Here is a 12,248-nt window from a genome sequence, read left to right on the forward strand (position 1 = left end):
CATATAAGGGGGGCGTAAGGGGCCAGAATGCTTCAAGTATAGAATATGCCGGGCAATTAGCCCCAAGCTTTCACCTGGGGCTGTGCGCCTCAATCTACGACCCTTCCAACACCCCGCATCACAAAACAAACTTACTCATCAGCCCCTGCAAATGCACACCCAGTCGTGCCAGTTCAACACTGGACGATGCCGTTTCTTCACTTGCCGACGCTGTCTGCTCGGAGATGTCCCGGACATTGATCACGCTGCGGTTGATTTCTTCAGCCACTGCGCTCTGCTCTTCGGCAGAGGCGGCTATCTGCTGGTTCATTGATTCGATGGTTGCAATGGAGCGGCTGATGTTGCCTATGGAGGTGCCCGCATCACGGGTCAAGGCAACGCTGTCATCCGTCAGCAGGCGGCTGTTTTCCAGGGTGGTCGCTACTTGTGCGGTTCGGCTGTGCAAACCGTCGATCAGGGTGGCAATTTCTTCGGTGGAAGTCTGAGTACGTTGGGCGAGACTTCGGACTTCATCGGCGACCACGGCAAACCCACGTCCGGCTTCGCCCGCGCGGGCGGCTTCGATGGCGGCGTTGAGTGCCAGCAAGTTGGTCTGCTCGGCAACCGCCTTGATCACGTCGAGCACGCCACCGATTTTGTTGCTCTCTTGTTTCAACTCATCCATGGCCACTTTGGATCGACCGACTTCAGCCGCAAGCGTTTCGATTTGAAGCACCGCCTTGGACACCACTGCATCGCCTTCGCGCACTTCCTTGGAAGCGCTGACTGCCGCATCCGAAGCCTGCTCTGCATTTTTCGCTACTTCCTGAACGGTCGCCGCCATTTGATTCATGGCAGTCGCTACCTGATCGGTTTCACTGCGCTGGCTATTGACCCCGGCGCTGGTTTGCTCGGTGACGGCTGAAAGCTGTTCGGCCGCGCCTGCGATCTGAGTGACGCCATCACGCAAGCCGCCTATCAACTGGCGCAGGTTCAGGGTCATCTGGTACATGCTGGTCTGCAGCATGCCGATTTCGTCCGTGCGCGTGCTTGGCTCACTGTGGGTCAGATCACCGCGGGCCACACGGTCAGCCAACTGCAGTGTGTCGCGCAGTGGTACGACTATGAGGCGAGTGATGATCCACGCCGCCAGTGCACTCATGACGAGTGCTGCTGTGAGCCACAAAATCAACATCCGGTTGGCCTGATTGACGTCTGCAAGGCGCAGGTCGACCTGGTTCTGCGCCAGTTGGTTGGCCGAACCGAGCAGGATTTCGATGTTCTTGGTGATGCCCGCCTGCCCCTGATTGATGGTGGCCTGGGCAGACGAAAATTGACCGATGGCGGCAGCGTACTTGTCCATCGAATCTGACAGGCCTGCGACGGCGCTGGCATCAAGGCCTGAGGTGGTCAGGCTTTGCATGTAGTCGGACGCCGCAGTTATCGAAGCGACAGCCATTTGCTGGGCGTCGGGCTTCAGTGTGTAAGTGTATCCGCGAACATCGAAGCGCATCTTCTGAAACAGCGTGATGGCTCGCATGACAGCGTCGCGCTGTGCGGCGTCGCCGTCCAACGAGTTGGCGCGCCCGTTCAGCTGCCGCAACTTTGCGTCCACACTGTCGGCATGGGTGCCCAACACTACTCTGCTGTCCTCACGCGCGTGCGTGGCATTGACAATATTGTTGTAATGATCCTTGTATTCCTTCATGGCGGCTGCTGCAGTTCGCACATGAGGAATATTGAGTTCGGAGTTCAGTACGGCATTGAGGTAGGTGAGGTGGTTATCGAGATTGTCATAGGCAGCGAGCCAGTTCGCGGCATTGGCGTCATCCGAGCTTTGGCTGTAGACCAACCGCGCAATGCGCATGTCTCGCGTCAAGGTGCTCAGTTTTGCGATATCCGATATACGCTCGCTGCGCTCGCTCAATGAGGCGATGCCTCTCCAACCAGTCAAGGCAATCAATACGGTAAGTATGATAACTAGTGTGAAGCCAAGTATTAACTTCGATCTGACCGTTAAGTTGGTTAAAGCACTTTTCAACATGTGAGCCTCTCGAAATCGCTGTTTTAGTTTCTCCGGTCGGCTACTCCATGCCAGTGCTGCGTTCATCCAATCGGCAGCGCACAGGGAATCTTTAGCGAAGATTTTCACAAAAAGAAGGTTTTCTAACATGCTGCTTGAAACATGAAAAGTTCAATATATTTAAAGATAAATATTGAGCCGGTCGAGGCGCCAGGAAGCTACTGCTCGCCTGCAAAATGGCAGCAACAGCGTCACCGTTGGGTGTTGGCACCATAGACACGAATGCTGACGTTTGTCTGCGATGTGCGTGCGTCACTTTTGGGTGCGAAGACGATTTGAAAGGCTGCGAGGGGTTGAAGCGATCAAGCTGAGATCGTGCAGCACAAGGACGTGCTGGACGAAAAGGAGAAGATGGTGCACCAGACGGGATTCGAACCCATGACCCCTGCCTTCGGAGTCCTAAAAGTCGACGTTTAGAATCAATACGTTAGCGGGGATTAGCTGGGAAATCAATGGGTTGTGTTAGCTGGGGTTAGCGTGTTTTCGCCACGGTTAGCGGGGTGAGTGTGGCAAATTTGTGGCATTTGCGGGCTCTACTGGTGATGTCATAGAGGTGTATTTGAACCACGACAATAGCCCAAAATACCCGGCCCCTATGCGTTCTAGCTGTCCGTTGCAACTGTCGGTCCTGTAAAATGGGAAAGCCCCGTTGCTTATCTCAGCTGCCAAAAGCGTGGTTGCATTGGTTAAGATGCGCTCCTTAGCTTGTAAATGGGTGCGGTACAGCCGCCCTTGCAGCGCTGCCGTTCAGCGCTTTGATTTGGAGTATCTGTAGTTGAACCAAGCGGTCCACAACAAATTGGTTTCGTTTATCTGGTCGATTGCCGACGACTGTCTGCGCGACGTGTATGTGCGCGGCAAATACCGTGACGTCATCCTGCCGATGGTGGTGCTGCGCCGGTTGGATGCCCTGTTGGAGCCAAGCAAAGCTAAAGTGATGGAAGAGCTTGCCTTTCAGCAAGGTGAAATGAGCGAGACAGAGCTGGACGACAGCGCGCTGCGTGCGGCCTCCGGCTATGTGTTCTACAACACTAGCAAGTGGACGCTAAGCCAACTGCAGAAGACTGCTACCAACAACCAGCAAATCCTCCTGAGCAACGTTGAGGAATATCTGGACGGCTTTAGCGACAACGTCAAAGACATCATCCGCCGCTTCAACCTCAAGTCGCAGATGCGTCACATGGCCAGCAAAGACGTGCTGCTCGACGTACTGGAAAAGTTCACCTCTCGCACCATCAACCTTACCCCGCACGACAATGAAGACCCACAAGGCAACCGCCTGCCAGCCTTGAGTAATTTGGGTGTGGGCTATGTGTTTGAGGAGCTGATCCGAAAGTTCAACGAAGAGAACAACGAGGAAGCTGGCGAGCACTTCACCCCGCGCGAAGTGATTGAACTGATGACCCACCTGGTATTCGATCCGATTAGGGATCGCCTGCCCCCGGTCATGACCATCTATGACCCAGCCTGCGGCAGCGGCGGCATGCTCACCGAGTCGCAGAACTTCATCGAGGAGAAATACCCGGACTCGCAAACTCAGCGAGATATCCATTTGTACGGCAAGGAAATCAACGACGAGACCTATGCCATCTGTAAGTCGGACATGATGATCAAGGGCAACAACCCCGCCCATATCCGCCCTGGCTCCACCCTCTCGGTGGACGAATTTGCCGGCAGCCGCTTCGACTTTATGCTGTCCAACCCGCCCTACGGCAAGAGCTGGGCCAGCGAGCAGAAGTTCATCAAGGACGGCGGCGACGTAATCGACCCGCGCTTCAAAGTCAGCCTCGCGGACTACTGGGGCAACGCCGAGATGCAGGACGCCACCCCGCGCTCCAGCGACGGCCAGTTGCTGTTTCTGATGGAAATGGTCAACAAAATGAAAGCCCCAGGCGAGAGCGGCCTTGGCTCGCGTATTGCCTCGGTACACAACGGCTCCAGCCTGTTTACCGGCGACGCCGGCGGCGGCGAAAGCAATATCCGCCGTTACCTGATCGAGAACGACCTGCTCGACGCCATCATCCAACTGCCCAACAACCTGTTCTACAACACCGGCATCACCACGTATATCTGGCTGCTTTCCAGCAACAAACCGGCACCGCGCCGCGGCAAGGTGCAACTGATCGACTCCAGCATGCTGTACCGCAAACTGCGCAAAAACCTCGGCAACAAAAACTGCGAATTCGCCCCCGAACATATCGAGCTGATCACCCAGACCTACCTCGATTTGGCCAGCATCGACCGCCCTGCTGGCGGTGACGGCATTGCTGCGCAGGTATTCGATAACCGCGACTTCGGCTACCACAAGGTCAGCATCGAGCGGCCGGACCGACGTAAGGCGCAGTTCAGCGCCGAGCGCATTGAAACCCTGCGCTTCGACAAGTCCCTGCGCGAACCCATGCAGTGGATTTACCAGCAGTGGGGCGAAGCGGTGTACCAGGACGACGCCCTGGCCCAGCATGAGAAGACCATTCTCGCCTGGTGCGAAGAGCAAGGCCTGGAACTCAATGCTAAACAGCGCAAAAAGCTGCTGAATCTCGAAACCTGGGCCAAACAGTCCTTGCTGGTCACCGTGGCTAACTACCTTATGCAGGCTATAGGCTACGATGAATACGACGACTTCAACCTGTTCGTCAAGCTGGTGGACAAGGTGCTCAAGCAACTGAACAACGAGGCCGGCATCAAGCTCGGCGCTAGCGAGCGCAACCAGCTGCTCAATGCCGTCAGTTGGTACGACGAAAACTCCGTCAAGGTCATCCGTAAGGTGGAGAAATTCGACCGCGCCGAGTTGGCTGTGCTTCTCGAACGTCTTGGCTGCAATGAGGCCGACCTGCCCGATTTTGGTTATTACCCCAACGGCAAGGTCGGCGAGTTCTTTACCTACGAATCCAACAGCGACCTGCGCGACAGCGAAAGCGTCCCTTTGGCCGACTCCATCCACCGCTTCTTCAAGGCCGAAGTGCAGCCCCATGTGGCGGAAGCCTGGATTAATCTGGAGTCGGTCAAGATCGGCTACGAGATCAGCTTTAACAAATACTTCTACAAGCACCAGCCGCTGCGCAGCATGGACGAGGTTGCGCGGGAGATTGTAGCGCTTGAGCAGCAGGCGGAGGGATTGATTGCCGCAGTGCTGGGCATAGATGTATCGATAATGCAGGGGAGCTAATCCGATGGACTCTCTACTCGCACCAAAGTACGAAAAATATATCGACTCAGGTGAAGGCTGGATTGGCGAAATTCCCGACCACTGGGTCGTTCTTCGACTGAAATCTTTGTTTTGCGAAAAAAAGTATATAAGCAACATGGCGCTTTCTTGTGGCGCAATAAGCTTCGGAGAGGTTGTCCAGAAAAGTGATGAAATGATCACTGACTCCACAAAGCATTCCTATCAAGAGGTTTTGTCAGGTGAATTCTTAATCAATCCACTTAACCTCAATTACGATTTGACTAGCCTTCGAATAGCCTTATCAAAAATCGATGTGGTTGTAAGCTCAGGCTATATCGTTCTAAAAGAGGTGGCGCATATAAACAAACAGTACTTCAAGTACTTGCTGCACAGATATGACGTGGCGGTTATGAAGCTGTTGGGGGCTGGCGTCAGACAAACCATTAGCTTCAATCAAATCTCAAATAGTCTTCTGATCTATCCGCCTCTCGAAGAGCAGTTGTCCATTTCGAAATTTCTTGACCAAAAATGCACTCAGATAGATCAGGCAGTTAAGTTTAAGAAACGCCAGATTGAACGGTTTAAAGAGCGCAAGCAGATACTGATCCAGCAGGCCGTAACCCGTGGCCTTAATCCTGATGCATCCATGCGGGACTCCGGTATCGAATGGATTGGCGAGATTCCTGCGCACTGGGATTTGCAAAAAGTTAAGCATCTCTCAAGCTTCATAACCTCTGGGCCTAGAGGTTGGTCAGATTTCTTTTCTGAGAACGGAGCTTACTTTTTGCAGAGCGGTAATCTTAATGAAGATATGGCCGTTGAATGGGGCTCAGCAGTTCGGGTTAATCCCCGCCTTGGTGCGGAAGGGCTGCGCACACGACTAAGAAACAATGATGTAGTTGTCTGTATTACTGGCGCTAAAACTGGGAAGGCCGCTATTGCCGAGTTTTTTGATGGGCGAGAGGTGTACATTAATCAACATTTGGCACTGATTCGGCCGGTTGAGGCTGTTGTGCCTAGGTACTTAGCGCTTACTCTTCATTCGGCTGTTGGGCAGACATACTTCTTTCTCGAACAGTACGGCCTCAAGCAAGGTTTGGGGCTTGATGATGTAAAAAATGCCTTAGTGATTTTACCTCCTAGGGGCGAGCAAGAAAAGATCGTTGCTCATGTGGACGCACAGAGCGCTCTTATTGCTAGAGGTATCGAGCTGCTGCAACAACAAATCACCAAGCTCAAGGAATACAAAGCCACCCTGATCAATAGCGCCGTCACCGGCAAGATCAAGGTGCCAGGTGTGGTGGAGCCAGCCGAGATCGAGGAACGGGAGATCGCCTGATGAGCGTGGAGCGCGACCTGAGCTATCTGCAATCGCTGTTGCGTGAGCTGTGCGCACTGCCGCAGGAAACCGAGTGGGTGGAGTTCAAGCAGAGCAACGATGACGCGCCGCTGATTGGCGAATATATCTCGGCGCTGGCCAATGCCGCCGCCCTGCTGGGCAAGCAGTATGGTTACCTGCTGTGGGGCATCGACGACGCCAGCCATTCGGTGATCGGCACGGCCTTCAAACCCTCGGCCACCCGCTACAAGCAACAGGAGCTGGAAAGCTGGCTGCTGCAGAAAACCGCGCCAAAGATCCACTTCCGTTTTTTCGAGTTTGCCGCCGCTGACGGCCAGCCAGTGGTGATTTTGGAAGTTCAGGCGGCCAGCCATACCCCGGTGCAGTTCGACGGCGTCGAATATACCCGCGTCGGTTCCTACAAGAAGAGGCTGCGCGAGTTTCCGGAAAAGGAGCGGGCGCTCTGGCGCGTCTTCGACCGAGTGCCCTTCGAGCAACAACTGGCCGCGCAGAACCTCGGCGTCGATCAGGTGCTCAAGCTGCTCGACTATTCGGCCTACTTTGACCTGACTCACCAGCCCCTGCCGGAGGGTCGCGAGGCGATTCTCGCCGCACTGGCGGCAGACCGCATGATCCAGCGCAGCGACAGCGGGCAATTGCATATCAGCAACCTGGGCGCGATTCTGTTCGCCAAGCGCCTGCAGGACTTCCCTGCGCTAGGGCGCAAGGCCATACGCCTGATCCACTACAAGGGCAACGGCAAGCTGGAAACCCTGCGCGAACTCACTGGCAACAAGGGGTATGCCCTGGGCTTCGAGGGGGTGATCGACACACTGAAAACCCTGCTGCCGGCCAACGAGGAAATCGGCAAGGCCTTCCGCCAGGAAGTGCCGATGTACCCGGAACTGGCCCTGCGTGAGCTGGTGGCTAACGCCATCATCCACCAGGACTTCAACCTGAGCGGCACCGGGCCGATGATTGAGCTGTTCGAGCGGCGCATGGAGATCACCAACCCCGGCGTGCCGCTGGTCGACCCGCAGCGTTTTCTCGATAGCCCGCCGCGTAGCCGCAACGAGGTGCTGGCTTCTTTCATGCGTCGTATCGGCATCTGTGAAGAACGCGGCAGCGGCATCGACAAGGTGATAGCCCAGACCGAGCTTTACCAACTGCCGGCCCCGATCTTCGAGCAGACCGACGAGCACACCCGCGTGGTGCTGTTCGCCCACAAGGACTACCGGGACATGGAACAAGAAGACCGCGTGCGCGCCTGTTACCAGCACTGCTGTCTGAAATACGTAAACCGCGAGCCGATGAACAACACCTCGCTGCGCGAGCGTTTCCAGATTGAGGAAGGTAATAGCGCCATGGCCAGCCGGATCATCAAGCAGACCATCGAGGCAGGTCTGATCCGCCTTTATGACCCCAAGGCCAATCGCAAGACCTATCGCTATGTACCGAGCTGGGCCTGATCTCATTTGACGGTCATTTGACTGGCCCGCCCTTAGCCGCAGGCAGATCAGGCTAAAGGCCCGGTTTTGGGCGCTTGTCGGCGCGCCGCTCATTTGCCGGCCATTTGACTGAGACGGCCAGCGACGCTGGGGAAACCGCTAAAACCCAGTAGATTCAAGGTTTTGGAAATAACGCTCATTTGACTGAGCAGATAGATCTAGACGAATAAGCCGAGACATCAGACATTCGGCAGGTTCTCAATCAGCCCTGCTCATGGCTGTGATGCTAGGTAAATCAATGTGTTAGTGGTAACTGAGGTGGGTGACGACGAATGTCTACGCCCATTGGCTGGATAGTTTTAGACATTTCTAGACATTCGTACAGCGCTCCGGGCTAGCCTGGTAGCGACACGAAGGATCAGGCACAAGGAAGCCGGCATGGTAAGCAAGACCAACGAACAGGCGCTGGAAGCCAGCATCGAAAAATTCCTGACCGGCACTTGCCTGGAAGAGCAGGCGACGATTCGCGATGGCGTGACGGAGTTGCCCTTCGGCCCTAATCACGGCTACCAACTGGGCCGCGTCCAGGACTTCAATGCCCGCTATGCTGTAGATACTCGCTGTTTATGGCAGTTCCTTGAGGCCAGCCAGTGCGATGAGCTGGAACGCCTCAAGCAGCGCTACGAGGACTGGGAACTGCGCATTCTGGAGCGCTTCGACCGGCTGGCGAAAAAATACGGCGTGCTGCACCTACTCAAGCGCGGCCTGGCCATCGACGATGTGCACCTCAACCTAATGTACCCCACGCCGTTAGCCAGCAGCTCGGAGCGGGTCAAACGCCAGTTCGCGGCGAACCTCTTTAGTAGCACCCGCCAGGTGCATTACTCCCTAAGCAATAATTTAGAAGAGATCGACCTGGTGCTTTTTATCAACGGGCTGCCATTTGCCACGCTCGAGCTGAAGAACCCATGGACCGGCCAGACCGCCCGTTATCACGGGCAGAAGCAGTACAAGCAGGATCGCGACAGCAGCCAACCGCTGCTGCAGTTCGGCCGTTGCCTGGTGCATATGACGGTGGATACCGACGAGGTCTACATGACCACCAAGTTGGCCGGTGCCGCGACCTTTTTCCTGCCCTTCAATAAGGGCCACAACCACGGGGCCGGCAACCCGCCCAACCCGGCCGGACATAAGAGCGCCTACCTGTGGAGGGAGATTTTTAGCCGCGAAAGCGTGGCCAATATCATCCAGCACTTCGTTCGCTTGGACGGCAGTAGCAAGACGCCGCTGGCCAAGCGCACACTGTTCTTCCCGCGCTACCATCAACTGGATGTGGTGCGCCGCATAGTGGCGCACGCCAGCCAGCAGGGCGTGGGCCAGCGCTACCTGATCCAGCACTCGGCCGGCTCGGGCAAGTCGAACTCTATAACCTGGGCGGCCTATCAACTGATTGAAACTTACCCAGCCTCGCTGGAGGTTGCTGGCGCGCGCGGCCTGGATGTGCCGCTGTTCGACTCGGTGATTGTGGTAACCGATCGCCGTCTGCTAGACAAGCAGCTGCGCGAGAACCTGCGCGAGTTCTCCGAGGTGAAGAACATCATCGCTCCGGCGCTGAAATCATCCGACCTCAAACAGGCACTGGAGCAAGGCAAGAAAATCATCATCACCACGATCCAGAAGTTTCCCTGGATCGTCGATGGCATCGATGACATGGCCGGCAAGCGCTTCGCCGTGATCATCGACGAGGCCCATAGCTCGCAGGACGGCAGCAGCCACGGCACGATGAACTCGGTGATGGGCGGCGACGAACAGGATGACACCCAGGAGAAGATCCTCGGCGCAATCAAGAACAGCAAGATGCGTGGCAATGCCTCCTACTTCGCCTTCACCGCCACGCCGAAGAACAGCACCCTAGAGAAATTCGGCGAGCAGCAGGCCGATGGCCGTTTCGAGCCCTTCCACTTGTACTCGATGAAGCAGGCCATCGAGGAGGGCTTTATCCTCGATGTGCTGGCCAACTACACCACCTATCGCAGCTACTACGAGATTCAGAAGTCCATCGAGGACAACCCACTGTTCGACAAGCTGAAGGCGCAGAAGAAGCTGCGCGCCTATGTCGAGCGCGACCAGCAGACCATCGACGTCAAGGCGGACGTGATGATGGAACACTTTATTGATCAGGTGGTTACGCCGAAAAAACTCAAGGGCCAGGGCAAGGGCATGGTCATCACCCAGAACATCGAGTCAGCCATCCGTTATCACAAGGCCATCAGCCGGCTGCTGGAGGCGCGCGGCAACCCATTCAAAGCACTGATCGCCTTCTCCGGCGACAAGCTGGTCGACGGTATCGAGTACAGCGAAGCAGGGATCAACGGCTTCGCCGAGGCAGATACGCGGGACAAATTCGACACCGACGAGTACCGTCTGTTGGTGGTGGCCAACAAGTACCTGACCGGCTTCGACCAGCCCAAGCTGTGTGCTATGTATGTGGACAAGAAGCTGCAGTACGTACTCGCCGTGCAGGCTCTGTCACGCCTTAACCGCGCTGCGCCGAAGTGGGGTAAGAAGACCGAGGACCTGTTCGTCCTCGATTTCTTCAACCTAGTGGAAGACATCAAGACGTCCTTCGACCCTTTCTACACGGCCACCAGCCTGTCGCGTGCGACGGATATCAACGTGCTGCATGAGCTCAAGGATCAGCTGGACGAGGTCGGCGTCTACGAGTGGCTAGAGGTCGAAGCGTTTGCTGCGCAGTACTTCGACAATGTCGATGCAGAGCAACTGGCTGTGCTGATCGATATTGCCGTCGAGCGTTTTGAGGTGGAACTGGAGTTGGAGGACGAGGCGAAGGTCGATTTCAAGATCAAGGCCAAGCAGTTCGTGAAGATCTACGGCCAGATGGCCTCGATCATGCCGTACGAAATCGTGGCCTGGGAAAAGCTGTTCTGGTTCCTCAAGTTTCTGATTCCGAAACTCAAGGTCCAAGACAAAGACGCTGACGAGATCGACGCCTTGCTCAACTCGGTAGACCTTTCGTCCTATGGGCTAGAGCGGGTCAAACTGAACCATAGCATTGCCCTGGATGACGCTGACACTGAGCTGGCCCCGGCCAACCCTAACCCGCGCGGGGTACATGGTGGCGAGCAGGAGAAAGACCCGCTGGATCAGATCATCCAAAGCTTCAACGAGCGCTGGTTCCAGGGCTGGGGTGTGACCACTGAGGAAAAGCGCGTGAAGTTTCTGAGCATTCTGCAGGGTATTCAGGAGCATCCGGACTTCGAGCCCAAGTATCAGAAAAGTCAGGACGAAGACCACCGCGCCCTTGCATTCGAGAAAATATTTGAGGAGGTCATGCTGATACGGCGACGTCAAGATCTGGAGCTCTACCGACTAGTGGCCAGCGATGCAGTGCTTAAGTCGTCATTGCAGCAGAGCATGCGGGGCATGCTGGACTAAGACATTAGCAAGCTAGGCGCGTTTCAGCATGATGCGGCTAGTATTCAATAAAACGCTTGGGACCTACGTCGTGCGTAAAGGTACGGCACGGTTCCGACGCAGCCCAGTTGCCGCTGATAATGAAACAAACCGCTACTGATATAAAGTTGACCCAAGCTCGTGGTGCATAAAATTCCACTTTTGCTGGCTCTCAGCTGACTGCTGATGAGTAGCTGCATGCAAAGTCCAGGTGGAAACTAGGTCGTCCGTAAACCTCATATTCACTGTCACGGCCCATAGCAAGGTCATTAGTTGTCTTTACCGAGTTTCAGCTTGCCGAGCTTCTGCAAGCGCTCACGCATATATGCACCATCCCGCTTCATTTCAGCACGCAAGTCATCTATTTCCTCGGGAGAAAGGGAAAACAAGGTACGGGTCGGTGGCTCTTTACTAGTTCTTTGATCATCAGACTTTTCTGGATCGAATTGCTCCCTATCAAATTTCATTCCGTGCACCTCTACAAAATCAAAGTCTGCGTGGCATTCACGACCCCAAGGATCATGCACCCACAAATCCCCATATCCGTCCCTAATGACGTAGTAGCCACCGGGGTCGGTTCTGACCATCGGGGTAGGGACGCTGTGAAATTCTTGGGCTTCTGGATTGAAGCACCACGCATACTGCATTCTTTCTAGCAAAGGGCCTCCTTGATGATATCGGTCTCCGACGCGGCTTGGAAGAGTGAGGCATGAGCAGTCGTGCACATGAATGCAGCATGGGGCCCCTTGATCTCAGATA

General features: G+C 55.4%; 6 protein-coding genes and 1 pseudogene. 4 read left to right on the forward strand and 3 right to left on the reverse strand.

The features are described 5' to 3' along the window. Positions 1–118: 118 nt before the first annotated feature. Positions 119–991: a methyl-accepting chemotaxis protein gene (locus H7993_RS20965; RefSeq protein WP_425312020.1), complete on the reverse strand. Its 873-nt coding sequence runs from the start codon at positions 989–991 to the stop codon at positions 119–121. Then, a pseudogene (locus H7993_RS20970) lies at positions 974–2,152 on the reverse strand (methyl-accepting chemotaxis protein); the annotation flags it as partial. The gene H7993_RS20965 and the pseudogene H7993_RS20970, both read right to left, overlap by 18 nt. A 685-nt stretch (positions 2,153–2,837) precedes the next feature. Between H7993_RS20970 and H7993_RS14585 the strand changes: the two are divergent. From H7993_RS14585 to H7993_RS14600, 4 genes are all read left to right on the forward strand, one after another. Beyond that, entirely contained in the window at positions 2,838–5,228 is a 2,391-nt protein-coding gene (locus H7993_RS14585) for a type I restriction-modification system subunit M (protein WP_185794814.1), read from the forward strand. A gap of 4 nt (positions 5,229–5,232) precedes the next feature. After that, positions 5,233–6,567, forward strand: coding sequence for a restriction endonuclease subunit S (locus tag H7993_RS14590; RefSeq protein ID WP_185794815.1), 1,335 nt, complete (start codon positions 5,233–5,235; stop codon positions 6,565–6,567). Next, on the forward strand, positions 6,567–8,036 hold the full coding sequence (locus tag H7993_RS14595) for an ATP-binding protein (RefSeq protein WP_185794816.1): 1,470 nt from the start codon (positions 6,567–6,569) through the stop codon (positions 8,034–8,036). Before H7993_RS14590 ends, H7993_RS14595 begins: the two co-directional genes overlap by 1 nt. 417 nt (positions 8,037–8,453) lie before the next feature. Continuing rightward, complete coding sequence (locus H7993_RS14600) at positions 8,454–11,471, forward strand: type I restriction endonuclease subunit R (protein WP_185794817.1); 3,018 nt, start codon at positions 8,454–8,456, stop codon at positions 11,469–11,471. A 287-nt stretch (positions 11,472–11,758) separates the two neighbouring features. Here H7993_RS14600 and H7993_RS14605 read toward each other — a convergent pair whose 3' ends face one another. Further along, the gene (locus H7993_RS14605; RefSeq protein ID WP_244647064.1) at positions 11,759–12,148 is read right to left on the reverse strand and encodes a hypothetical protein; all 390 of its coding nucleotides are present in this window, start codon (positions 12,146–12,148) and stop codon (positions 11,759–11,761) included. Positions 12,149–12,248: the final 100 nt, after the last annotated feature.

The organism is Pseudomonas baltica (assembly GCF_014235765.1).
GTDB classification, from domain to species: domain Bacteria; phylum Pseudomonadota; class Gammaproteobacteria; order Pseudomonadales; family Pseudomonadaceae; genus Aquipseudomonas; species Aquipseudomonas baltica.

Coding starts and splice junctions, on each gene's coding strand:
- H7993_RS14590 (WP_185794815.1), top strand. CDS start 5,233: ATGGACTCTCTACTCGCACCAAAGTACGAAAAATATATCGACTCAGGT.
- H7993_RS20965 (WP_425312020.1), bottom strand. CDS start 991: ATGTACCAGATGACCCTGAACCTGCGCCAGTTGATAGGCGGCTTGCGT.
- H7993_RS14600 (WP_185794817.1), top strand. CDS start 8,454: ATGGTAAGCAAGACCAACGAACAGGCGCTGGAAGCCAGCATCGAAAAA.
- H7993_RS14595 (WP_185794816.1), top strand. CDS start 6,567: ATGAGCGTGGAGCGCGACCTGAGCTATCTGCAATCGCTGTTGCGTGAG.